The organism is uncultured Porticoccus sp. (genome assembly GCF_913061305.1).
Classification (GTDB): Bacteria; Pseudomonadota; Gammaproteobacteria; order Pseudomonadales; family Porticoccaceae; genus Porticoccus.
Genome location: NZ_CAJXST010000003.1, coordinates 159,487 through 184,440, shown reverse-complemented (window position 1 = coordinate 184,440; position 24,954 = coordinate 159,487). Strand labels below are relative to the sequence as shown.

Genomic DNA, 24,954 nt, shown 5'->3' with positions numbered 1-24,954 from the left:
TCCGAGAAAATCAAAAAATGGGTTCTGTGGAACCCATGGCATTTTTGCAGGCCGTTTACCTGTTTGACGTGCTACTCATAGCGTCTGCACAGCAAATACGCTAGACTGCATGGCCTAAAATCAACCCCCCCAGCCCAACCGGCTGCAAACAGATTGAATCGCTGTGTCCGACCTTAGCCATATCCGAAATTTCTCTATTATCGCGCATATCGATCATGGAAAATCCACCATTGCTGACCGCTTTATTCAAATTTGCGGTGGGCTTTCTTCCCGTGAAATGGCTGAGCAGGTTCTCGACTCAATGGATATTGAGCGGGAGCGCGGTATCACAATCAAGGCACAGAGTGTGACACTTGATTATCACGCCAGAGATGGCAAAACCTATCAGCTCAATTTCATTGACACCCCCGGCCATGTGGATTTTTCATATGAAGTGTCGCGTTCTCTGGCGGCCTGTGAAGGTGCCCTGTTGGTGGTAGATGCGGGGCAGGGCGTTGAAGCACAATCCGTCGCCAATTGCTATACCGCCATTGCCCAGGGACTGGAAGTTATCCCTGTTCTGAATAAGATGGATTTACCCCAGGCTGAACCCGAGAAAGTCATTGCCGAGATAGAGGATATCATTGGTATTGATGCCCATGATGCCGTGCGCTGCAGCGCAAAAACAGGGCTCGGCATAGAGGATATACTGGAACAACTGGTGGCTAAAGTACCAGCCCCGGTAGGTGATCTGGATGCACCCTTACAGGCACTTATCATCGATTCGTGGTTTGATAATTACCTCGGCGTCGTTTCCCTGGTGCGGGTGACCCAGGGCATCCTGAGAGTGAAAGAAAAAGTGATTACCAAATCCATTGGTAAAGCGCATGTGGTGGATAATATCGGCGTTTTTACTCCCAAGCGAAAGGATACCGGCGTTCTTAAGGCTGGCGAAGTGGGTTTCGTGGTCGCGGGGATTAAGGACATCCATGGCGCGCCAGTGGGTGACACGTTTACTCACAGCAATACCCCGGATACTCCTGCCATGCCCGGCTTTCAGCGTGTGAAGCCCCAGGTGTATGCAGGCATGTTCCCGATTAGCTCCGATGATTTTGAAGATTTTCGCGAGGCCCTGGCCAAGCTCACACTGAATGACGCCTCACTATTTTATGAGCCGGAAAGCTCTGATGCGCTGGGCTTTGGATTCCGCTGCGGTTTCCTCGGCATGTTGCATATGGAGATCATTCAGGAACGTCTGGAGCGGGAATACAATCTTGACCTTATCACGACTGCACCCACGGTTGTTTATGAGGTAGTAAAAACAGATGGCGCAATCCTGCACATTTCAAACCCCTCTGACCTGCCAGATCCAGCCAGTATCGAAGAAATGCGAGAACCCCTTTGTGAAGCGAACATTCTTGTTCCAAAGGATTATCTGGGCAACGTCATTACGCTTTGCGAGCAAAAACGTGGCACTCAAAAAAGCATGGTGTTTGCCACCAGCCAGGTTTCACTTACCTATGAACTGCCCATGAGCGAGGTTGTCATGGATTTCTTCGACCGCCTAAAATCGGTCAGCCGGGGATTTGCATCACTTGACTACGCATTTACACGTTTTCAGACCGCCCCCCTGGTGAGACTGGATGTATTGATCAATAGCGAAAAAGTAGATGCACTGGCCTCGATTATTCATCGCCAACATTCACAGTTCAAAGGTCGTCAACTGACAGAAAAAATGAAAGAGTTGATTCCGCGCCAGATGTTTGATGTAGCTATTCAGGCCGCCGTTGGTGGTCATGTCATTGCCCGGACCACAGTGAAAGCCCTTAGAAAAAATGTCACCGCCAAATGCTATGGTGGCGATATGACCAGAAAAAAGAAACTACTGGAAAAGCAGAAAGAGGGTAAAAAACGTATGAAGCAGGTGGGCAGTGTAGAAATACCTCAGGAAGCATTCCTGGCTGTACTTAAAACGGATAGTTGAGACGTGTAAATGGATATTAATTTTCCGCTAATCTTATTGTTTCTGGTAATAATTTCCGGAGTTATATGGTTCTCTGACCGTTTTATACTCTCTAAAAAACGTGGTGAGGAAGAGCCTGTTCCGGGATGGATTGAATACAGCGGATCTTTTTTCCCCGTCCTGCTGCTGGTTTTTGTGCTTCGTTCATTCCTCTTCGAACCATTCCAGATTCCCTCTGGATCCATGATCCCAACCTTGAAAGTTGGCGATTTCATTCTGGTTAACAAGTTTACCTATGGCCTCAGACTGCCTGTGGTCGGCACCAAGATCGTCCCGATTAATGAGCCCGAGCGTGGAGACGTGATGGTCTTTTTCCCGCCCGATGATGACCGCTATTTTATCAAAAGAGTCATTGGTCTCCCTGGCGACGAAATTCGATTGCGGGATAATATGCTATATATCAATGGACTGCTGGCAGACCAGGCACCTTTGCCAGAGCCTGCTGAAGATTCAAGGTTCGAGCTGGTTGCAGAGAATCTGAATGGCATTATCCATAGGGTTCAAAAGAATAAAGTGGCTGGGCCACTGGGGAAAAACTACGCCATGGTTGTTCCAGAGGGCCATTACTTCATGATGGGCGATAACCGTGACAATAGTAGCGACAGCCGGGTATGGGGTCCTGTGCCGGAAGAAAATATTGTTGGTAAGGCCGTGTTAATCTGGATGCATTGGGAATCATTTGGCGAATTGCCAAGCTTCGACCGGGCCGGAACAATCAACTAATATCAGCAAGTAGATACCTGGAGCCAACGTCATGAAACATACTAACCAACAAGGTATTACAGTGCTTGGTGGCCTCCTGTCGCTGGCTATAGTTGGGTTTTTCCTCACCGCGGCGTTGAAAATCGGACCGCTGTATCTCGATAACTCCTTTGTCAAAGCGGCGATAGATTCTCTGGCAGAAGAGAATATCCATAACATGAGTGACGCCGAAGTTCGCAGAAAGCTTTTAACCCATTTTGATATCAACAATGTACGCGATATCGACACGAAGCTGGTCAGAATTAAACGCGAACAGACCCATACAAAGGTTAGCCTCAATTATGAAAAAAGAGTTAATTTCATGGGCAATCTGGATGTGGTGGTACGCTTTGAAAATGCCTATGACAGCGCCAGATAATCAGATAACTTGCAGAATCCGGGTGTGAAAAACATAAAACAACGGCTACTCGACCGTATTGATTACCAATTCAGGGATACCAGCCTGTTCGATTTGGCTCTGACCCATCGCAGCCACGGCTCACTCAACAACGAGCGTCTGGAATTTCTCGGCGATGCGGCGCTGAATTTCATTATTGGCCATGCTGTCTACGAACGTCTTCCTCAGGTCAAAGAAGGTGACCTGAGTCGCTATCGTGCCAATCTTGTCAAAGGTGCCACACTGACTGAAATAGCCAAGGAGCTGGAAATAGGTCAATGTTTGAACCTGGGTGCGGGTGAACTGAAAAGTGGCGGCCACCGACGGGCTTCTATACTGGCGGATACGGTGGAGGCTATCATCGGAGCAGTCTATCTGGACGGTGGCATGACTGCCTGCGAGAAGGTGGTCATGCTGTTATTTCGCAAGCGTCTTGCCAACCTCTCTGAAAACACGCTCAGAGACCCGAAAACCCAGTTGCAGGAATTTATGCAGGCTCGAGGGAAACCCTTACCCAATTACGAGGTGATCTCCGTGAGCGGCGAAGCGCACAGCCAGTTTTTCACGGTGGAGTGCACCGTTGATGGCCTGAAAACCCCCGCCCTCGGCGAAGGCAGCAGCCGTCGTACGGCTGAAAAAAAAGCTGCTGAAAACGCATTAGCCGGACTCATCAAGTGACTGAAATAAAAACTATCAAGCGTTGTGGATACGTGGCCATCGTCGGTCGACCAAATGTTGGTAAATCTACATTGCTAAATCACTTGTTGGGTCAAAAAATAAGCATTACCTCACGAAAACCGCAAACGACTCGACAAAATATGCTCGGCATAAAAACCGAAGGTGAGTCACAACTGGTTTTTGTCGATACCCCTGGATTGCACGACAACCAGAGCAAGGCGATCAACCGGTCCATGAATCGCGCTGCCGAAAGTGCGATTCGGGACGTTGATGTTATTGTCTTCGTTGTCGATCGCGCCGTATGGACAGAGGCCGACGAAAAGGTTGCACAGGAGGTAATGAAAAGTAACGTGCCGGTCATTATTGCCCTGAACAAGCTGGACAGGCTGGAGAACAAAGCGGCTCTACTACCTCATATGCGAACGTTGACCGAGCGCTTCCCTGAAGCACGACTGATCCCGGTATCGGCTCTGCAGGGCCAGCAACTTGCCCAGCTTGAGCGAGCCATCCTTCAGCAAATTCCCGAGGGGGTTCATTTCTTCCCCGACGACCAGATTACAGACCGTAGTCAACGCTACATGGTGGCTGAAATTATCCGGGAGAAAATCACTCGTCAGCTGGGTGCCGAGCTTCCCTACGAGGTGGCAGTGGAAGTCGAAGAGTTCAAACCCTCTGAAAAAATCTGTCATATCAGTGCTCTGATTCTTGTCGAGCGGGATGGCCAGAAGAAAATCATTATCGGTGAAAAAGGTGGCAGGTTGAAAAAAATCGGCCAGCAGGCACGCCTTGATATGGAGCGCATGCTGGAATCAAAGGTCATGCTCAACCTTTGGGTAAAAGTGCGTCGCGGCTGGTCAGATGACGAGCGGGCACTGCGCAGTCTAGGCTACGACGATTAACCGGTATACTCCAGAGCCGGGTCATTCACCATAAAAGTTAGGATTGGCAATATGTCGAAGGGTAGCACTGATACTATCCGACAAACTGCTAGAGCCTGTATCATCGCAATATGACCAACCTGCGTGTCGACTCAGAGCCAGCTTTTGTTCTCCATACGCGACCCTATCGGGAAACCAGCCAACTGGTAGACTTGTTTTCCCGTCATTACGGTCGCCTGCGCGTGGTCGCCAGGGGGTTCCGGCGCCCCAAAAATGGCAGTCGGATACTTGCGCCGTTTACACCGCTACTGGTGGGATGGAGCGGAAAAACAGAACTAAAAACTCTGGTCAGTGCGGAGCACTCCGGGCGTTCGCTGATGCTCTCTGGCGAACGGCTGTACAGCGGTTTTTATCTCAATGAACTGCTGATACGACTACTTGTAGAGCATGATCCTCACCAGGATCTGTTTGATCACTACCTCAATATCATGACAAGTCTCGCCGATGGCGAGCCGATTGAACCCGCCCTCCGGCTTTTCGAACGCAACCTGCTTGATGAGGCAGGCTACGGGTTAATGATCGATACCGATATCGTATCCGGCCACCCGGTATTGCCGGACCAGTGGTACTGGTTGGATCCATCTACGGGGTTTTCCCTCTGCCAACCATCGGCACAGGATAAGACGTCACCTTATCTGTTTTGGGGTAAAGCGTTACTGGCTATCAGCAGTGGTGACTACCAGGACCTGGAGACGGCCAGAGCGGCCAAGCGACTGATGAGGCTGGCTATTCAGGAGCACCTGGGGAACAAGCCCCTGCGAAGTCGTGAGCTTTTTAACCTTCAAAAGACTAACGAGGTTAAAACTTCGTGATTGTTGCCATAGGAACGGACATTGTTCAGGTGGCCAGAATCAGCGGGGCCCTGAATCGCCACGGACGTGATTTTGCCAGACGGATACTTTGTCCCCGCGAGCTTGCCCTGTTTGATAGCAAACCCAACCCGGCTGCCTATCTCGCCAAACGTTTTGCCGCCAAAGAGGCGTTGAGCAAAGCCCTGGGCACGGGAATTGGCAAGGTATCCTGGCAAGACATTGAGACTGTCAACGATCCCTCTGGCGCACCCGCAATCCTCCTCACGGGCAATGCCGAAAAATTTCTGCGAAAACTGGGGGCGAATAATGTGCTGCTCAGTTTATCCGATGAACGTGATTTTGCGGTTGCCTTTGTGGTCCTGACCCAGACTCAACAGCCATAAACCTTGCGTCAATCACCCGACATAACGATTTGGCTGGCATTTATATGCAAACAATCTTGATCTATCGTCTGTTCCGCCAAGACAAGCAAACCATGGGTGGCTAAAATAACAGTCTGTTTAGTGAATATTGAATTGTTCCTGTTGCCGGAAAGCTGATGATCTATCCAACCATTGAATCCTGTATTGGTGAAACACCGCTGGTGAGGCTGCAACGACTTCCGGGAGACACCAATAACGTTATTCTGGTGAAATTGGAGGGCAACAACCCCGCCGGATCAGTAAAAGACCGACCTGCCATGGGGATGATCCAGCATGCCGAAGCGAGAGGTGATATCAAACCGGGCGATACGCTTATTGAAGCGACGTCGGGCAATACCGGCATCGCACTGGCCATGGCTGCGGCCATCAAAGGTTACCGGATGATCCTGATCATGCCGGAAAACAGTACAGACGAGCGCAAGGCGGCCATGCAGGCTTACGGGGCAGAGCTTATCCTGGTAAGCCGTGAACAGAGCATGGAAGGTGCCAGAGACCTCGCAAAAGCCATGGAGCAAGAGGGTAAGGGCATCGTCCTCGATCAATTTGCCAACAGTGACAATCCACTGTCGCATTACGAGCACACCGGCCCGGAAATCTGGCGACAGAGTGACGGGAAGATCACTCATTTCATCAGTTCAATGGGCACTACCGGCACTATCATGGGTGTGTCCCGCTACCTCAAAGAACAAAATTCCGGGATTCAGATTATTGGTTTACAGCCAGAGGAGGGGGCCAGCATTCCGGGCATTCGACGTTGGCCACAGGCCTATCTGCCGACTATATTCGATAGTGCGCGCGTCGATCGCGTGATGGATATAGGACAACAGGAGGCGGAGGACTGCATGCGGGCACTTGCGCGGGAAGAGGGTATTTTTTGTGGCGTTTCATCGGGCGGCGCTGTGGCATCTGCACTGCGTTTATCCCGTGAAGTAGAGCATGCAGTGATCGTGGCGATCATCTGTGACCGCGGTGACCGCTATCTTTCATCGGGACTTTATCAGGAACATCAAAAGCCGTAATTTGGGTGGGCAGACCTCGTCTGCATGATTGTATACAACGTGCACAATTCTGCGAAGGTCAACGAATACAGCTATTCCTCCAGTACAAGGCTCCCTCTGGCCTGGCATACAAATAATTCAGACGAGAGCTGTTTATGGTACAGGTCAGAAACCATCATCCTGTTCAGGAGCAGGGGACGATACAAGTTGAATACTGGGTCGACGATCTCCTCAGTAACAGAACATTCACTGAAGCAGGTGCCAGAGAAACTCTGGTCGCTGCCTGTGAATTGGCGCGCGATGCAGAAGAAAAGTCAGGCAGTGAACGCTGGACACCTACCGTCAGCAGCTTCAGAACCGGTCTGGAAATGGCCGAAATTCTCGCAGAACTCCACCTCCATGATATCCCCAGCCTGGTTGCCGCCATTCTGTACCGGGTTGTAAGAGAAAGCCGTCTTTCTGTCGCAACAGTCAGAAACCGGTTCGGTGAACAAATCGCCGCCCTGATCGAAAGCGTTCTGAAAATGGCGGTCATCAGTACCATGCGCGCTGACAGCGAAGGTGCCGTGTTTGGCCACACGGCAACTCAGCAGGCATCAAAAATCCGGGAAATGCTGGTTTCAATTATCGATGATGTGCGGGTCGCACTGATCAAACTGGCAGAGCGCACCTGTGCCATCCGGGCCTTGAAAACGGCCACCGATGAAAAACGTCAGCGCGTTGCCCGTGAGATTTTTGATGTTTATGCACCCTTAGCGCACCGACTCGGTATTGGCCAACTTAAATGGGAACTGGAAGACCTGGCGTTTCGCTATCTGGAGCCCGAAGAGTATAAGCACATCGCACGTTTGCTCGATGAACGTCGTATGGATCGTCAACACTACATAAACCAGATGATCGATACACTCCATGCGGAGCTGGAAAAAGCAGGCATCAAAGCGCAGATCGCTGGCCGTGCAAAGCATATTTACAGTATCTGGAAAAAAATGCAGCGCAAGGATGTTGGCTTTTCGCAAATTTATGACATTCGTGCAGTGAGAGTCCTGGTGCCTGCAGTGGCGGACTGCTACACCGTACTGGGTACCGTTCATGGACACTGGCGCAACATCCCCAATGAGTTCGATGATTATATTGCTTTCCCTAAGGAAAATGGCTATCGATCCCTGCACACTGCCGTAATTGGTCCCGGGGGCAAGGTACTGGAAATCCAGATTCGGACCCATGAAATGGATGACGAAGCCGAGTTGGGAGTCTGTTCTCACTGGCGTTATAAAGGTACCGATACCAAGGCCACCAACCGCAGCTATGAAGAAAAGATTGCCTGGCTGAGGCAGGTTCTGGAATGGCACGAGGAAATTGAGGAAGACCATGTCAAAGAACTGATTAATCGGGACAGCACGACCGATCGGATATATGTGTTTACACCCGAAGGACATGTGGTCGATTTGCCTGCCGAATCCTCCCCACTGGATTTTGCCTACCGTATTCATACATCGATTGGCCACCGCTGTCGAGGCGCCAAGGTAAACGGCAAGATAGTCCCATTGAATGCACCATTGCGAACTGCTGACCAAGTAACCATTCTTACCGGCAAGCAGGAGTCACCCAGTCGTGACTGGTTGTCACCAGCGCTGGGCTATATTCACTCAACCCAGGCCCGATCCAAAATACAGCAATGGTTCAGAAAACAGGACCATGAAAAAAATGCGCAGGCCGGCAAATCCATGCTGGATCGCGAGCTACGTCAATTAAATATCAAACAGGTGAACCTGGAGTCAATTGCAGAGAAGTTCAACAAGCATGGAGAAGATGGGCTCTACGCCGCTATCGGTGCAGGTGACATCAGTGTCACTCAGGTTGTGAATGCCATTCTGGCGATGCTTGACCTGAATAAAAAACCCGAAAAACCTGTGTTCATCACACCGCCAAAAGCCAGTCGCTATCAGGAATCCGATATTTATATCTATGGCGTGGGTAACTTGCTGACCCACATTGCCGGTTGCTGTAATCCTGTACCTGGCGACGAAATCGTCGGTTATATCACCAACAGCCGGGGGGTTTCAGTACACCGTAAGGATTGTGGAAAAATTCTTCGCCTGCAAAATGTTGAACCGGAAAGAGTTATCGAGGTCAGCTGGGGCGGTGAACCGAAAAAGGTTTATCCCGTGAAAATTGCAGTTGAATCCTACGACAGAAGTGGCTTGTTACGTGATATCAGTGCGGTTCTGGATAAAGCAGGGCTTAATATTCTAGCCATGTCTTCGCGAAGCGATCAGGGTAGAAAAGGCGTTTCCGTCAGGATGGAGGTGACCCTGGAAGTCATGAACATTAATGAGTTGAGTAATGTCATGACAAAATTGAGGCAAATCCCTAACGTCACTGGCCTGCAGCGTATTGATGAGGGTTAATCTATGGCAGATGCCACCTATACCATCGACAATTTATGCTATCTGATGGAGCGACTTCGCAAGCCGGGAACCGGCTGTCCCTGGGATCTGAAACAGACCTTTAAATCACTCGCTCCCTGTACACTGGAAGAAGCCTACGAGGTCATTGATGCCATAGAGCATGAGGATTACGGCCAGCTCAAAGAGGAATCAGGTGATTTACTGTTCCAAGTCATTTTCTACTCCCAGTTGGGGAAAGAACGAAACCTGTTCGATTTTGAGGAAGTCGTTTCACTCTTGGTAAAAAAGCTCATCTCCCGTCATCCCCATGTTTTCCCTGAAGGTACACTGACCAGTGAGCGCCAATCGGGACGAGCAGCGCTCAATGAGCAAGCCATCAAAGATAACTGGGAGTCCATCAAGCAAGGCGAGAGAAAAGAAAAGGGCCAGGCCTCAATCCTTGACGATATTCCCCTGGGTTTACCTGCCTTGACCCGTGCGACCAAATTGCAAAAGAGAGCTGCCCGCCACGGTTTTGACTGGCCGGATGTGCAGGGCGTTCTGGAAAAAATCAATGAAGAGACCCGTGAGCTCAATGAGGCAATCGCAGGGGAAGAAGTGGACGCCATTGAAGAAGAGCTTGGCGATGTGTTGTTTACAGTAGTGAACCTCTGCCGTCACTTGAAAGTTGATGCTGAAACCGCCCTGCGGAGATCATCGTTGAAATTTGAGCAGCGGATCAATCACATCGAGGAAAGCTTGCATCATCAGGGTAAAAAGATGGTCGATACGCCCGTGGAACAACTCGACGATTTGTGGGCAGAGGCCAAGTTTTCAGCTGTGTCCAAACACCCGTAAAAGCGCCGTCTAACTTGTGGTTATGGTCGTTTCTGTGTAATGTTTGCGCCCTCAATTGCGAGTTTGGGTAATTGACTAATCACTCTAATAACTCAACCCCAGATAATCGGAGATCACGAATGCGAATTATTTTGTTGGGCCCACCGGGTGCCGGTAAGGGTACACAGGCCAAATACATCACTGAAAAATTTGGGATTCCCCAAATATCCACGGGTGACATGTTGCGAGCAGCTGTAAAAGCGGGCACAGAACTCGGCCTGAAAGCTAAAGGTATCATGGCTTCTGGCGGACTGGTCTCCGATGACCTGATCATTGCATTGGTGAAAGAACGCATTCAAGAGCCCGATTGTGTAAATGGATTCCTGTTTGATGGATTCCCCAGAACAATCCCGCAGGCTGAGGCCTTGTTAAACGAAGGTGTGGCTATCGATAAAGTCATCGAAATTCACGTTGAAGACGAGGAGATTGTTTCACGCCTGAGTGGACGGCGTGTTCATGAAGGGTCTGGCCGTGTCTATCATGTGGCACATAATCCGCCGCAAAAAGAGGGGCTGGACGATATCACAGGGGAACCACTTGTACAGCGTGAAGATGATAAGGAAGACACTGTTCGCAACCGTCTTTCTGTCTACCACGAGCAGACTCAGCCTCTCGTGGGTTTCTATAAGGATCTGGCCAGGACGCAGCCGGAGAAGGCGCCTTCCTACGCGTGTGTCAACGGCGTTGGGAAACTACCTGAAGTTGAAGCACGCCTTGAAGCGGCGCTAGCCTGAGGCCGGCAACTGATGCAGAATGGGCTCTTCATGAGCCCATTTTTTTGCCAATCAAAAGCCTGGAGTCCGATGAATAAAACGTCTGTCATTCTGGTTAACCTGGGTACCCCTAAAGAACCGACACCGGCTTCAATAGCTCGTTTTCTCAGGGCTTTTCTATCTGACCCTCGAGTGGTTGAAGTTCCCAGGTTGCTCTGGTGGTTTCTACTGAGGCTGGTAATTATCCCCTTGCGTGCCAAAAGAGTTGCCCATGCTTATCACGAGATATGGTGGGAAGAGGGCTCACCCTTGCGCGTTATCAGCGGCCGCCAGGTTGCCGACTTGCAGGAGGTCTTGACGGACCGCTACGGCGAAGAAGCACCTGTCGTTGCGGAGGCCATGACTTATGGAGAACCGGCGCTGGATGAAACCATCCAGCGTCTTGAAGAAAAAGGTATCGAGAAATTTTTAATCATCCCCATGTATCCCCAATACTCGGGATCGACCACGGGGGCGATCTACGACCAGGTGGCACAGATCATCCAGCAAAGCCGCAATGTTCCTGACATGACCGTCATAAAGTCCTTTCACGATGATATTGGCTATATCCAGTCAATCGCCGAATCGATTAAAGCCCATTGGGCGGAGCATGGACGCAATGAAAAACTTTTGATGTCTTTTCATGGAATCCCTCAGGATTATGTCGATAAAGGTGATCCCTACAGCGAACATTGTCGGGCAACCGCTCATGCCATTGCCAGTGCTCTTGAGCTTGCATCTTCTGAATGGTCGATGAGTTTTCAGTCCAGGTTTGGTCCAAAAAAATGGCTTCAGCCCTATACCGACGACAAGCTTAAGCAATGGCTTGAGGAGGGCATCAGGTCAGTGGACATTGTCAGTCCTGCATTTACTGCAGATTGTCTCGAAACCCTTGAAGAACTGAATATGGGCTACCGTGAACTATTTATTGAACAGGGGGGGGAGAAATATCATTACATTCCCTGCGTCAATAATGCGCCATTATTTATCAATGCGCTCGCCGAAATCACTGCGAAAAAACTGGTATTGAACCAATAAATTTCACAATTAATGTCTGACTTTATAATGAAAATAATAATTTCTCTGTTTTAAAGTGGAAATATTCTATATTTTGAATAAACTTTAACCATCTTCTGTGTTCCCAGTAAAACGTATCTCTTCCAATTTCAAGGAGAAACACAATGGCCAGAGCTCCCCAAAAGCGTACAGCCAAATCGCCCGAAAAAAAAACTGTACCTGTATCCACCAGGAAAACCACCCCTCCTGCAGTCAATAAAACAGCTGTTGCCCTGGAACGGATCGAGAGGGAAGTGAATGTACAAAAGAAAAAAGTTGCGGACGCCAAACAAAAGTTAATCGCTGCGAAAAGCAGGGCCACTGGAAATGCGACTAAAGCCTCTCAGGCGTTACTCAAAAAACGCGCCCAGGAGGTCAGAACACATGTCAGTAAACTGAACAACCTGGTATCAAAAAACACACTAGTGAAAGCTGAGCTCAGGGCGGCAAAAATTCTGTCTCAAGTCGCAGCGGCAGAAGAGAAAGCCAGAGCCCGTGTTCTCGCGGCAGAGAAAAAACTCGAACAGAAAACGGCCAACGATCTGGACAAGGCAGTGGCACGCTATAAACAATCCTGGCTTAAAAAACGTACCAGTGCTATTGCCAGGCAAGTCAGGAGAGTTGAAAAGAATGCACTGGCCAGAGTCAAAGCCATTGAAAAGCGGCTACACAAGCAGGCTACCGATGCCATCAAAAATGCCGAACAAAAAATCAATTCTCGCAAGCAGAATGTCACAAAAACGGTTTCTACACGCGGCCCCGGTCGCCCACCAAAGAGCTCGGCTGCCACAAAGACACCGGCAGTAAAGTCAACCGCTCGTACTGCAAAAGCCAGCCCAACAAAATCCAGGCGAGGTCCCGGTCGCCCCCCTGCAACGGCAACCGCAGCAAAAAAGCCATCCAGGGCTAAAACCCCAACTAAACAGCCCGCAGCCAATGCCGCAAACAAGGCAAAAACTCCCGGCAGAAAGCCCGCTGCGAAAGGGCCCACTGTTGCCCAATCCCGGCGTTCAAAAACCTCGGCATCGGCAAAAAAACCAACTACACGGGCGGCATCTACGGCAAAGAAAAGTACGGCTGTGCCCACCAGCTCACCGGCAACTAACAAACCGGACACATCGGCGGATTAGTTACTCATCCCTGACGGTCTAACCCGCCCCCAATCAAACTCCGCTCTTCAAACCAAACAGGTTACAATCCCCCCGCTTTAAAGGGGGATTGTTTGCTGTGAAAAAGGTCTTGGCCATTGATACGACGACTCAGGCATGTTCTGTAGCGCTGTCGCTAGGGGATAGTGTATGCGGTCGTTTTCAGCTTGCGAGCCGTGAACACACCCGCTTGTTGTTACCCATGGTAAATGACCTTCTGTCAGAGGCGGGAGTAAAGTTAACTGAGCTCGATGCGCTCGCATTTACCTGCGGGCCCGGCTCATTCACGGGCATTCGGATTGGCTTCAGTGTCATACAGGGTCTGGCCCTTGGTGGTGACCTTCCTGTATTGCCTGTGTCCAGCCTGGAAACCCTGGCTCATACTGCCCGTAGAAAGCTATTTATAGAGGATAATTATCGGCTTTTGCCGATGTTTGATGCCCGAATGGATGAGGTTTACTGGTCGGCATTTGAATGGAATGGCGCCAAGTTAACTCGCCTGACGCCGGATAGCCTTTCCTCTCCTGAAACAATAATACTTCCTTACAGTGAATTGCCTCTGGCAGTGATGGGTGACGGCTGGCACTACGCCGAACGCATCGATTTCGATCCCACCATAGCGGCATCGGCGCTATTGCCCGATGCTCGGGATGTGCTGACTATTGCCATGCCGAAAATTGAGAACGGTGCTCTAATGGCTATAGATGAAGTGCAGCCGCTCTATCTCAGAGATAAGGTTTCCTGGCAAAAACGAAAACGACTACGTGAAAATAATCCTATAAGCGGAACAGGAATCTAGAAACGTGGATAATTTGCAGATTTTTTTTCTGGCTATTATTCAGGGGCTGACCGAATTTTTGCCCATTTCAAGCTCAGCTCATCTTATTTTGCCCTCAGCCATACTGGGCTGGACAGACCAGGGGTTGGCATTTGATGTCGCCGTCCATGTTGGCTCCCTGATCGCAGTACTCTGGTACTTTCGCCATGACGTTCAGCAGGTGGTCGTGCACTGGTGCCAGAGCGTGACTGGCGGCAAAGCCACGCCTGAGAGCCGACTGGGCTGGCTACTTATTCTCGCAACCATTCCCGCTGGTCTGGCGGGACTGCTACTGGGTGATTTTATTGAAAGCCAGCTGCGCTCAATCGCAGTGATTGCTGCGACAACCATCCTGTTTGGTTTGCTCCTGGGAATGTCTGATTTCTGGGGACGCCGCGTAAAAACGCTTCATCAAATCACCTGGCGCTCAGCACTTTTCATCGGGTTGGCGCAGGCACTGGCCCTGATTCCCGGCACATCGAGATCAGGGATTACCATGACGGCAGCGCTGGCTCTGGGTTTTACGCGGGAATCGGCCGCCCGTTTTTCTTTCCTGATGGCGATTCCCGTCATTATTCTCAGTGGTGGTTATAAGTGTGCCCAACTGATACAACTACCACAGGTTCCATGGAGTGATATTGTGCTTGGCACAGTGCTCTCATGTATCGCAGCCTACCTCTGTATCCGTGTATTTCTTATCTGGATCACCCGGATTGGGATGATGCCTTTTGTCATCTACCGACTGTTATTGGGTGCCATGCTGATTGCCATTCTTGTTAACAGCTAAGCTCGTACCGGAGGCATCGCTTATGAAAAATATTGCTTTCATTGGTCTCGGCACCATGGGATTCCCGATGGCGGGCCACTTAAGCAGGGCTGGCTTTTCAGTTTGTGTTTATAACCGCACACAACAAAAAGTAGCTCGATGGCTGGAGGGGTACGTCGGTTTTTCGGCACCAACACCAGCAGCGGCTGTAGAAAAAGCCGATATTGTCTTTACCTGCGTAGGTAATGACGAATCTTTGCAGGAGGTTCTGCTGGGTGACTTGGGTGGTTTTAACGGGGCTTCTCAGGGGACACTTTTTGTTGATCACACCACCGTATCAGCCAAAGTCAGCCGAGAGCTCGCCAAAGAGGCCAGCAGGCACAAAATGGCTTATCTGGATGCCCCGGTGTCCGGTGGACAGCAGGGGGCTGAGCGCGGCTCTCTGACAGTCATGGTGGGTGGGGAGGAAGCAGATTTTCAGCAGGTAACACCCATTATCAGTCATTATGCCAGCAAGGTATCCCTGTTGGGCCCCGTCGGGTCCGGACAACTTTGTAAAATGGCGAACCAGATCTGTGTGGCGGGTGTCATTGAATCACTTGCCGAGGGGCTGTTTTTTGCCCGTCAGGCAGGGCTTGATCCCAACCAGGTCATTGAGGTCATCTCCAGGGGAGCGGCACAATCCTGGCAAATGGAAAACCGCTATCAAACCATGTTGGCGGGTGAGTACAATCACGGTTTTGCAGTGGACTGGATGTGTAAGGATCTGGCGATTGTGCTGGAAGAAGCTCAGCGCAATGGTAGCAACCTTCCCGCCACAAAACTGATCAGTAAATTTTACCGGGAAGTCCAGTTAATGGGTGGCGGGCAGTGGGACACATCGAGCCTGTTGGCCAGGCTTGAAAACGCAGAAAATGAGGTTAGTCGTTAGTCGATTATGAACAAGCAACCTTATAACCAGCAGTTGCTGGATTTTATTTATCAATCTCCGACGCCGTTTCACGCCGTCAAAAATATGCGCGAAATACTGGAAGCCGGCGGATTTACCCGGCTCCCTGAAGAAACTGATTGGGATATACAACCGGGTGGCCGCTACTACACCGTTCGCAACGGCTCGTCTCTTATCGCCTTTATCGCAGGGCACCAGTCCGCCCTGGAGTCAGGGATACGTCTGGTGGGCGCCCACACGGACAGTCCCTGCCTTAAAGTGAAACCAAAACCGGAGCTGAACCGTCAAGGCTATTTTCAATTGGGTGTCGAAGTTTACGGTGGCGCACTTCTGAATCCCTGGTTTGACCGTGATCTCAGTATAGCCGGGCGCCTGGTGTTCGATAGCGGAGAGGGCTCGTTAGACCAGACACTGATCGACCTGAAAAGACCTGTGGCAGTCATCCCTAGCCTCGCTATACATCTGGACCGGGATGCGAACAATGAACGCAAGGTGAATCCACAAACGGATATTCCACCCCTGTTATTCAGGGATCCGGATAAATCGGTGACAGATTTCTTCGAATTCCTGGCAAAAGAACTCTCCTCATCGGGTGATTTACCGGAAAAAGCCAGAATTCTCGATCACGAACTGTATCTCTATGATTGTCAGAAGCCGGCCCTGACCGGTATGCAGAGTGAGTTTATCTCCGGTGCCAGGCTGGATAACCTGTTGAGTTGTTTTACCGGTGTTCAGGCGCTTCTGGAAGCTGGCGATCAGGTTTCCTGCATGCTGGTTTGTAATGACCACGAAGAGGTCGGCAGCACCTCCGCCTGCGGTGCAAACGGCCCGATGCTGCAATCGGTGTTGCAACGTCTTTACCCGGATCCGGGGTTGCTTACCCGAGTAATGCGCCAGTCATTACTGGTATCGGCAGACAATGCCCACGGCATTCACCCAAACTTCGCGGATCGTCACGACAGTAATCATGGACCACGCCTAAACGAAGGGCCGGTCATCAAGATAAATGCCAACCAGCGTTATGCCACCAATAGCATTAGCGCCGCGATGTTTCGTCACCTCTGTGAAAAGCAGGGCGTGGCAGTACAGACATTTGTTAACCGCACTGATTTGAGTTGCGGGAGCACCATCGGGCCGATCACTGCTGCGATGATTGGCGTTCAAACACTGGATGTCGGTGTACCCACGTTTGCGATGCACTCTATCCGAGAAATGGCTGGTGCGGATGACGCATTCAATTTATACCGGGCGCTACGGGGGTTCTATAACCATCAATCAATACTGACGATTCAGGAGACCTGAATACAGGCTTTATTCAAACCCTGAAATCCGTATGATGTGGACCACAATCAGGACCGGACCAAAGAATCTAATCATGAGTCAGCATCCAGCCTCAACCGTTGAAACCAATACTATTTTAACGGGCATTACCACCACAGGAACGCCGCACCTGGGCAACTACGTGGGCGCGATTCGGCCAGCCATTGAGGCCAGCCAGAAACCTGACATCAATGCCTACTATTTTCTCGCAGATTATCACGCCTTGATTAAATGTCAGGATCCCGCCATGGTTCACCAATCGAGCAGAGAAATTGCTGCCACATGGTTGGCGCTGGGGCTCAATACCGACAATGTTGTATTTTATCGACAGTCAGACGTTCCCGAAATCACTCAGCTGATGTGGTTTCTGAGCTGCGTTGCCGCGAAAGGACTGATGAACCGAGCCCATGCCTACAAGGATTCTGTTCAAAAGAATCAGGATGCTGGAGAGGACCAGGATTACGGTATTACCATGGGCCTTTTTTCCTATCCGGTACTTATGGCTGCCGACATTCTGATATTCAACGCCACCAGAGTACCGGTGGGCCGGGACCAGATTCAGCATATCGAGATGGCCCGGGATATCGCACAGCGTTTTAACCATGTATATGGCGAGCACTTCACCTTGCCGGAAGCCGTGGTCGATGACCATGTGGCCGTATTACAAGGGCTGGATGGTCGGAAAATGAGTAAAAGCTACGGCAATACCATTCCCCTGTTTCTGCCTGAAAAACAACTCAGGAAGCACATCAACAAAATCAAGACCAACCTGTTGGAACCCAGCGAACCCAAAGACCCGGACACCTCCACTGTGTTTCAGATATGGCGGGCATTCGCCAGCAAAGAGCAAACCGCCGCAATGCGGCGTGAATTTGAAAACGGTATCGCCTGGGGCGAAGCCAAAAAACAACTGTTTGAGTTGATCGAAGCGGAACTGCGGGAACCACGGAAGCGCTATAACGAATTACTCGAAAACCCTTCTCACATCGAAAAACTGCTCAGTGAAGGGGCAGAGAAGGCGAGGGCGGTGAGTATCCCATTTATGGCCAGACTTAACCGGGCGGTCGGCCTGCATTCGCTGTCCTGAGGGGGTTTAGTGGATCCCCTTCGTGCTCATTGCGCAGCATCTTTTACAACGTCAACCAACACACTGGTTAGGACGGATAAATCGGTTTTGCTGATAATGTAGGGAGGCATGACATACACGAGCTTTCCAAAAGGTCGCACCCAAACACCCTGATTGACAAATTGTTTCTGAATGATTGGTAGGTTGACGGGATTCTTCATCTCAATGACACCGATAGCCCCAAGCACTCGCACGTCTTCCACATGATTATAGTCTTTGGCTGGTGCCAGCTCTGCAGCCAACTGCTGCTCAATATCCTTAACGCGGGTCGACCAATCTGAGGTAAGCAGCAGCTCAATACTGGCATTGGCCACAGCGCAGGCCAGAGGGTTTCCCATAAATGTTGGGCCGTGCATGAATACGCCCGCTTCACCAAGACAAATACCGTTGCTGACCTTTTCCGTACACAATGTAGCAGCAAGCGTCATATAGCCACCCGTGAGCGCCTTGCCCAGACACATGATGTCCGGTGAGATCCCGGCCCATTCAGTGGCGAAAAGCTTTCCGGTGCGACCAAATCCCGTGGCTATTTCGTCGATAATTAACAGCACATCATGCTGATCACACAATTCGCGAACACGCTTCAGAAACACTGGGGAATAAAAGCGCATACCCCCGGCACCCTGAACCACCGGCTCCAGTACTACAGCAGCGATTTCATCTGCATTAGCAGTGATGGTTTGTTTAAAATCGATGATGAAATCTTCACTCCAGGCATCATCAAAACCGCACTGGGGAGATTCTGCAAAAAACTGGGGCACCAGAACATCGCGGAACAGGTGGTGCATACCTGTAACGGGATCACAAACTGACATGGCTCCAAAGGTATCACCGTGATAACCGCGTTTAAGACTTAAAAAACGCGATTTTCCTTTTTCTCCCTGTGATTGCCAATATTGGAGGGCCATTTTCATGGCCACTTCTATACTGACAGAACCAGAGTCCGATAAAAAAACCTTATCCAGTCCAGCCGGGGTGATCTCAGCCAGTGTCTGTGCGAGCTTCGCTGCGGGCTCATGGGTGATACCACCAAACATGACGTGGGACATTTTACTCATCTGGGCGGTTATGGCTGCATTGAGGGCAGGGTGGTTGTAGCCGTGGATGGTGCACCACCAGGATGACATGCCATCGATTAATGCCCGGCCATCAGCCAGATATAGCCTGACACCATCGGCGCTGGCCACCGGATAAACCGGTGCAGGATCCACCACAGACGAATAGGGATGCCAGATGTGATCTTTATCCATGGCTAATATTTGAGACGCACTCAAGTGTTTCATGTAGATGCAATTCACAGGTAAGCGAACGTATATTGTATGATAAGGATCTTCATGGTATCAAAGCACCATGACAACGCCATCACTCAAACGGGTAGCAATGATGAACCTAAAGCATCCACTGATAATCGCACTGATGACAGGATTATTGGGCGCATCTTCAGCAGTCGCTGCAGAATCAGGGCAATCGCCAATGTTCTGGGCAAAGAGCAATGAGTCTAATCGGGACACTGTTAATCACCGACAGTGGAATGAGCTACTCAGTACGCATGTCGTGAACACCGGGCAGGGTGTTAACCGTTTTCGGTATGGCTCGGTGGATAAAAATGAACAAAAACGCCTCTCGGACTATATTGCCTATCTGGCAAAAATAGACCCGCGAGACTACAGTCGGGATGAGCAGAAAGCCTATTGGTTAAATCTCTATAATGCATTGACCGTCAAACTTATTTCAGAAAACTACCCAATAAAAAGCATCAGGGAGTTCGGCAAAAAAATGGCTGGAAGCAGCTTATTGACGAAACCGCTAATTAAGGTTGCCGACAACCCTTTAAGCCTCAATGATATAGAGAACCGTATTCTCCGACCAATATGGAAAGATCATACCATTCACTTCGGCTTGAACTGTGCCAACATGACCTGTCCAGGCTTATTGCCTAAAGCCTTCACCGGGGAAAATGTTACATCACTGTTAAAGCAGTCAGGGCGTGATTTCATTAACAAACAGAATGGTGTCACCCTTAAAAATGGCAAACTGACTGCCGCTGGCGTGTTCGGTCAATACCGGTCGGATTTCGCCACAGATGACAAAATGATGCTTAAGGTTTTCGCCCATTATGCAGATGATCGACTGGCACTCTACCTATTGGGCTTTCAGGGGGAAATTAACTACGTTCACGATTACAGCCTCAACGGTCTTTAAAAGATCCAAACAAAATTTGTTTATAGTCAAATAGTTAAGAGGTTATTCTAATTAACTTTCTATGCCACCATGTGCAGTTGACCACTCAACCGGGGAGTGCAGAAAGGACTCAATTTCTGCAATAGCCTTGGTCTCCATAAGGTTTTCATTCTTGCAGACTTCCAGCACATCCCACCAGGTAGTCAAGTGGTGTAGATTAATACCAATTTCACCCAGATTTTTTCGTGTATCTGGAAATATGTCATAAAAAAAGATCACGAAAGTGTCACTAACCGTAGCACCAGCGTCACGGAGGGCCTGACAGAATTTGATTTTGCTGCCACCATCTGTGGTCAGATCCTCAACCAATAGAACTCTCGAGCCTTCCTTCAGATCACCCTCGATCTGCGCATCACGTCCAAAGCCCTTCGGTTTTTTTCGAACGTACTGCATGGGTAAAGACAAACGCTCTGCAAGCCAGGCGGCAAAAGGGATTCCGGCTGTTTCTCCGCCGGCAATGCCATCGATAGATTCAAAGCCTATATTGCGGAGGATTGTCGAGGCACCGAAATCCATCAACGTCGATCTCACACGTGGAAATGAAATAATCTTCCTGCAATCGATATACACAGGGCTGATTTTTCCTGACGTTAATTGAAAGGGATCATTCGGACGGAAGTTGATTGCACCAATTTCAATCAGCATCTTTGCAGATAACTGAGCAATCAATTTGGGGTCAGGAAAGCTGTTGAACGACATCATTGCACCTGTATAGCGAATCGCGAGAAAAGACGGGAGTAGTAGTGGCTCTCAGTGATTAATCTTGCTCAAAAGCAAGCAGCCGAAATTTTGCCAGAACATCAGTCGATATTCCATTTAATCACGTGAAATCCAGGCAGGTTTTATTCCCCAAAAACCAATAAGAAAAGGGGCCAAGTATCCACACAGTTATTTTATTTAACATAATATACATTATGCGCATATATATAGATCGAGGACTTTATAGACAGTCGCCCTAAGAGCCCTTTAGGAGCGCGAGTTAAAGATAAGGAAAAATCAGGTATGAAGGCACAGAAAAAAGTACCCTTTGAATATATTGATGAAACCCGCCAATCAGCAGGTTTTTTTGTACGCGATGTCTGCAAACATCTAGGCATAACCGAGCGTAGCTATTACCGATGGAAAGCATCGGGATACGGGCCAAAGTGGGTATACAAGGGCCTACAAATCCTGTCAGGCAAGCTGGATTTTTTTGGCTGGAAGGGCTGGTACATTTGCAACGGAGTTCTATATAGAGACGACTTTAATCCGAAATATTATAATAAAACGCCCGGTGAACTCGCAGCAGATTGGTACATGTCAGCACAACCGGCGATAAAATCACGATTAAAGCGCAACAGGGAAGATCCGATGCTGGTATACAAGGTAATCAGTGCGACAAAAGGCTTCAAAGAACTGGAAAAGGAAGTTTCATTGCTATTGAACAAGGGCTGGAAACCCGTAGGCGGCGTGGCGTTCAACAACGGATATGCCTACCAGGCGATGGTCGGAAAACCAGTAACAGACAACAAGAAGATTGAAAAACCAGACTCGGATACAACCACCCTTCCCCGTGGCGCAGTCGATGCCATGAAAAAGATAGATTCACTCACATAGCGCCTACAGATTGGATTAGAACTCGACCTATGGGGATAGGCATCGATAGTCGAGACACCCCTATCCCCCTGAAAAAAAATGTTCCTGTTGCAAAAACGGTAACTTAAAGGTGTTTTAAACAGCTACTGAACATTTCTCTCTCTAGGTCACATCACGCATGGTCACAAATTCTTCAGCTGCAGTGGGATGAATACCTATAGTGGCATCAAAATCCGCTTTAGTAGCACCCATTTTTACAGCAATAGCGATTCCCTGAATGATTTCGCCGGCACCCTCGCCCACCATATGGCAACCAACAACCCTATCGTTATCATTGATAACAATCAGCTTCATAAAGACTTTGTTGTCTCCACCACCCAGCGTCTCTTTCATTGCCCTGAATTTGCTTCGATAGATACGGAGGTTGTCACCGTATACCTCTCTGGCCTGCTCTTCAGTCAATCCGACAGATGCCGTATTGGGTTGACTGAATACGGCTGTAGGAATATTTGTATAGTCGATTGTCGTGGGTACATCCGTGACAAGGGTTTTAGTGAGTGCCATACCCTCATTAATGGCAACGGGGGTTAATTCAACCCGACCGATGACATCACCAATGGCATAGATTGACGGTTCTGCCGTTTGGAAATAATCATCTACAATGATCGCGCCATTGGCCCGGGTTTCAATGGTTGTATTCTCGAGACCAAGCCCTTCAATGTTGGGGCGACGACCCGTCGCATACATCACAAGGCCGGCTTCAATACTGTCACCACTGTTGAGAACTGCCTTGAAAAGACCGTCGTCCATTTTTTCTATAGATTCTATATCAGTTGAGAAATGAAGTATAACCCCTTGTTTTTCAACTTCTTCCTTTAGTACTTCACGTACATCCTGATCGAAACCACGAAGAAACAGCTCACCGCGGTACAGCAAGTGAGTCTCAACGCCGAGCCCATTGAATATCCCGGCAAATTCAATGGCAATATAGCCGCCACCAACGATTACTATGCGATCCGGGAGGCTATCCAGATAAAAAGCTTCGTTAGACGTGATGGCGTATTCTCTACCCGGAAATTCCGGCACAAAGGGTGTACCCCCCGTGGCGATCAATATTTTTTTGCACCGGTAAACCTGGCCATTTATCTCAACACTATCTGGACCGAGGATTTTGGCCCAACCCTCAACCAGCTCCACGCCAGCTTTATCGAGCAAGTTGCCGTAGATATCATTCAGCCGCTGGATTTCACGATTTTTATTGTCCCGAAGGGTGGGCCAGTCAAAACTTGATTCACCCACCTGCCAACCGAAGCCCTTGGCAGCACGAAATTCTTCGCGGAACGACGAGGCATACACGAAAAGTTTTTTGGGAACACAGCCGACATTGACACAGGTTCCACCAAGATACTGGGATTCAGCCACCACGACTCGCAGCCCTTGCTGCGCGCACATACGTGCTGTTCTTACTCCACCAGAACCAGCACCAATCACAAACAGGTCAACATCATGATCAGCCATGATTTCTCCTCAAGGTTTAAACCAGGACAATTTCTCATTAAGTTTGACCACATCACCCACAATGATCAAGGTGGGGGCCTTGGCATTGGCTTCGCGCACTATATCCGGCAAGGTTTTTAGGTCGCCAATAAATACCCGCTGATTGACGGTTGTGCCCTTTTCTATCAAAGCCGCCGGTGTAGTTGGCGTTTTCCCGCGCCGAATTAACTCCCGGCAAATACTCTCCAGCCCACTGAGCCCCATGTAAAACACCAGGGTCTGATTGGCTGCAACAAGATCCTGCCAGTTCAAATCCAGTGAATTATCTTTCAGGTGGCCTGTTATGAAACGAACTGATTGGGCGTAGTCCCGGTGGGTCAGGGGTATGCCTGCATAGCTGGCACAACCGGAAGCGGCTGTTATACCTGGCACCACCTGGAAAGGGATCCCGCGTTCTGCAAGGTGTGAAATTTCTTCACCACCACGGCCAAAAATAAAAGGGTCGCCACCTTTCAGACGTAAAACACGTTTGCCCTGCAGGGCATATTCAGCAAGCTTTTCATTGATATTATCCTGGGTGACCGGGTGGTCTCCGGCGGTTTTTCCCACATAGACCAACTCTGCATCGCGGCGCACCAGCGCCAACACTTCCTTTGAAACCAACCTGTCATAAAGGACGATATCCGCCTTCTGCATCAAGCGCAGTGCACGAAATGTCAGGAGATCGGGATCGCCCGGCCCGCCTCCAACCAGATAAACTTCTCCGAGCTTTTTTGAAGCGGGGTTAGCTAGTTTCTGCTGAATACGGCTTTCCGCTTCATCCAGTTTTTCTGCATAAACCAACTCGGCAATATCACCTTCAAAAACTTCTTCCCAGAAAGCTTTACGGGAAAGTCCGTCATTGATCTTGCGCTTAACATGATCACGATATTTCCCAGCTATCGCAGCAAGCTTGCCATAACCGGCAGGGATTGATGATTCCAGCCGGGTACGAAGCATTCTCGCTAATACTGGCGCGGTACCGGCACTGCTGATAGCAATTTGTACTGGCGATCGATCGACAATAGAGGGAAAAATGACACTGCACAGCTCGGGGTTGTCTACCACGTTGACAGGAATATTCCTGGCCTGGGCGAGCTCTGAGACACGCCGGTTAACCGCTATGTCATTTGTGGCCGCAACCACCAGGACAGCCCCGTTGAGATCAGCATCCTCAAACTCACGATTTACAAGTGTCAGGCCAGATTCGTGAGCCAGTTTTTGAATGGATGAGTTAATCTCTGGCGCAATCACCTCAATAGCTGCACCAACAGCCATTAACTGGCGGAGTTTTCGCAGGGCTATTTCGCCGCCGCCAACCATGACGCAGCGTCTATCGCGAAGATTATGAAATAACGGCAACAGGTCCATCGTTAAACTCTGGATCAATGGCGCC

Annotated in this window: 24 protein-coding genes; 19 read left to right on the top strand and 5 right to left on the bottom strand. The window is 49.7% G+C overall.

Annotated elements, in window-relative coordinates; translation table 11 throughout:
- Positions 1-163: 163 nt before the first annotated feature.
- The 12 genes from lepA (at position 164) to hemH (ending at position 12,062) form a co-directional block, all read left to right on the top strand.
- Positions 164-1,963, top strand: coding sequence for a translation elongation factor 4 (lepA, locus tag QZ516_RS04660; RefSeq protein ID WP_297186873.1), 1,800 nt, complete (start codon positions 164-166; stop codon positions 1,961-1,963).
- A gap of 9 nt (positions 1,964-1,972) precedes the next feature.
- A complete protein-coding gene (gene lepB, locus QZ516_RS04655) occupies positions 1,973-2,725 on the top strand; it encodes a signal peptidase I (protein ID WP_297186870.1) in 753 nt (250 codons plus the stop codon).
- Between the two features lie 31 nt (positions 2,726-2,756).
- Positions 2,757-3,122 (top strand): DUF4845 domain-containing protein, encoded by a 366-nt coding sequence (locus QZ516_RS04650; RefSeq protein ID WP_297186867.1) that lies wholly within the window; start codon positions 2,757-2,759, stop codon positions 3,120-3,122.
- Positions 3,123-3,146: 24 nt separating this feature from the next.
- Positions 3,147-3,818, top strand: coding sequence for a ribonuclease III (gene rnc, locus QZ516_RS04645; RefSeq protein WP_297186864.1), 672 nt, complete (start codon positions 3,147-3,149; stop codon positions 3,816-3,818).
- On the top strand, positions 3,815-4,717 hold the full coding sequence (gene era, locus QZ516_RS04640; protein WP_297186861.1) for a GTPase Era: 903 nt from the start codon (positions 3,815-3,817) through the stop codon (positions 4,715-4,717). The genes rnc and era overlap by 4 nt, the downstream gene beginning before the upstream one ends.
- 110 nt (positions 4,718-4,827) lie before the next feature.
- Positions 4,828-5,568 (top strand): DNA repair protein RecO, encoded by a 741-nt coding sequence (gene recO / locus QZ516_RS04635; protein ID WP_297186857.1) that lies wholly within the window; start codon positions 4,828-4,830, stop codon positions 5,566-5,568.
- Positions 5,565-5,951, top strand: coding sequence for a holo-ACP synthase (gene acpS, locus QZ516_RS04630; RefSeq protein ID WP_297186853.1), 387 nt, complete (start codon positions 5,565-5,567; stop codon positions 5,949-5,951). The genes recO and acpS overlap by 4 nt, the downstream gene beginning before the upstream one ends.
- Positions 5,952-6,106: 155 nt before the next feature.
- Positions 6,107-7,009: a cysteine synthase CysM gene (cysM, locus tag QZ516_RS04625; RefSeq protein ID WP_297186850.1), complete on the top strand. Its 903-nt coding sequence runs from the start codon at positions 6,107-6,109 to the stop codon at positions 7,007-7,009.
- Between the two features lie 134 nt (positions 7,010-7,143).
- The gene (gene relA, locus QZ516_RS04620; protein WP_297186846.1) at positions 7,144-9,396 is read left to right on the top strand and encodes a GTP diphosphokinase; all 2,253 of its coding nucleotides are present in this window, start codon (positions 7,144-7,146) and stop codon (positions 9,394-9,396) included.
- A gap of 3 nt (positions 9,397-9,399) precedes the next feature.
- Complete coding sequence (gene mazG, locus QZ516_RS04615; protein WP_297186844.1) at positions 9,400-10,233, top strand: nucleoside triphosphate pyrophosphohydrolase; 834 nt, start codon at positions 9,400-9,402, stop codon at positions 10,231-10,233.
- A gap of 119 nt (positions 10,234-10,352) precedes the next feature.
- Positions 10,353-11,006, top strand: a complete 654-nt coding sequence (gene adk / locus QZ516_RS04610) for an adenylate kinase (protein ID WP_297186841.1) — start codon at positions 10,353-10,355, stop codon at positions 11,004-11,006.
- Between the two features lie 69 nt (positions 11,007-11,075).
- Positions 11,076-12,062 carry a ferrochelatase gene (gene hemH / locus QZ516_RS04605; RefSeq protein WP_297186839.1) on the top strand — a complete coding sequence of 329 codons (987 nt, stop codon included), beginning with the start codon at positions 11,076-11,078 and terminating at the stop codon, positions 12,060-12,062.
- Positions 12,063-12,642: 580 nt separating this feature from the next.
- On the opposite strand, the gene QZ516_RS04600 is transcribed toward hemH, so the two are convergent.
- Positions 12,643-13,167: a hypothetical protein gene (locus tag QZ516_RS04600; RefSeq protein ID WP_297186838.1), complete on the bottom strand. Its 525-nt coding sequence runs from the start codon at positions 13,165-13,167 to the stop codon at positions 12,643-12,645.
- Between the two features lie 140 nt (positions 13,168-13,307).
- Here QZ516_RS04600 and tsaB point away from each other — a divergent pair, with 140 nt between their 5' ends.
- From tsaB to QZ516_RS04575, 5 genes are all read left to right on the top strand, one after another.
- Positions 13,308-14,027 carry a tRNA (adenosine(37)-N6)-threonylcarbamoyltransferase complex dimerization subunit type 1 TsaB gene (tsaB, locus tag QZ516_RS04595; protein WP_297186836.1) on the top strand — a complete coding sequence of 240 codons (720 nt, stop codon included), beginning with the start codon at positions 13,308-13,310 and terminating at the stop codon, positions 14,025-14,027.
- Positions 14,028-14,031: 4 nt separating this feature from the next.
- Complete coding sequence (locus QZ516_RS04590) at positions 14,032-14,832, top strand: undecaprenyl-diphosphate phosphatase (protein ID WP_297186833.1); 801 nt, start codon at positions 14,032-14,034, stop codon at positions 14,830-14,832.
- 22 nt (positions 14,833-14,854) lie between these two features.
- A complete protein-coding gene (locus QZ516_RS04585; protein WP_297186830.1) occupies positions 14,855-15,742 on the top strand; it encodes an NAD(P)-dependent oxidoreductase in 888 nt (295 codons plus the stop codon).
- Between the two features lie 6 nt (positions 15,743-15,748).
- Complete coding sequence (locus QZ516_RS04580) at positions 15,749-17,062, top strand: M18 family aminopeptidase (protein WP_297186827.1); 1,314 nt, start codon at positions 15,749-15,751, stop codon at positions 17,060-17,062.
- Between the two features lie 73 nt (positions 17,063-17,135).
- The gene (locus QZ516_RS04575; RefSeq protein WP_297186825.1) at positions 17,136-18,167 is read left to right on the top strand and encodes a tryptophan--tRNA ligase; all 1,032 of its coding nucleotides are present in this window, start codon (positions 17,136-17,138) and stop codon (positions 18,165-18,167) included.
- A 26-nt stretch (positions 18,168-18,193) separates the two neighbouring features.
- Here the strand turns inward: QZ516_RS04575 and bioA are convergent, their stop codons facing one another.
- Positions 18,194-19,489, bottom strand: a complete 1,296-nt coding sequence (gene bioA, locus QZ516_RS04570) for an adenosylmethionine--8-amino-7-oxononanoate transaminase (RefSeq protein WP_297186822.1) — start codon at positions 19,487-19,489, stop codon at positions 18,194-18,196.
- Between the two features lie 67 nt (positions 19,490-19,556).
- Here bioA and QZ516_RS04565 point away from each other — a divergent pair, with 67 nt between their 5' ends.
- Positions 19,557-20,408, top strand: a complete 852-nt coding sequence (locus QZ516_RS04565) for a DUF547 domain-containing protein (protein ID WP_297186819.1) — start codon at positions 19,557-19,559, stop codon at positions 20,406-20,408.
- Between the two features lie 51 nt (positions 20,409-20,459).
- Here QZ516_RS04565 and QZ516_RS04560 read toward each other — a convergent pair whose 3' ends face one another.
- Positions 20,460-21,146 carry an orotate phosphoribosyltransferase gene (locus tag QZ516_RS04560; protein ID WP_297186816.1) on the bottom strand — a complete coding sequence of 229 codons (687 nt, stop codon included), beginning with the start codon at positions 21,144-21,146 and terminating at the stop codon, positions 20,460-20,462.
- A gap of 303 nt (positions 21,147-21,449) precedes the next feature.
- On the opposite strand from QZ516_RS04560, the gene QZ516_RS04555 reads away from it, so the two are divergent.
- On the top strand, positions 21,450-22,043 hold the full coding sequence (locus tag QZ516_RS04555; RefSeq protein ID WP_297186813.1) for a hypothetical protein: 594 nt from the start codon (positions 21,450-21,452) through the stop codon (positions 22,041-22,043).
- 141 nt (positions 22,044-22,184) lie between these two features.
- Here QZ516_RS04555 and gorA read toward each other — a convergent pair whose 3' ends face one another.
- On the bottom strand, positions 22,185-23,540 hold the full coding sequence (gene gorA, locus QZ516_RS04550) for a glutathione-disulfide reductase (protein ID WP_297186811.1): 1,356 nt from the start codon (positions 23,538-23,540) through the stop codon (positions 22,185-22,187).
- Positions 23,541-23,549: 9 nt separating this feature from the next.
- Complete coding sequence (gene cysG, locus QZ516_RS04545; RefSeq protein WP_297186808.1) at positions 23,550-24,929, bottom strand: siroheme synthase CysG; 1,380 nt, start codon at positions 24,927-24,929, stop codon at positions 23,550-23,552.
- Between the last annotated feature and the right edge of the window lie 25 nt (positions 24,930-24,954).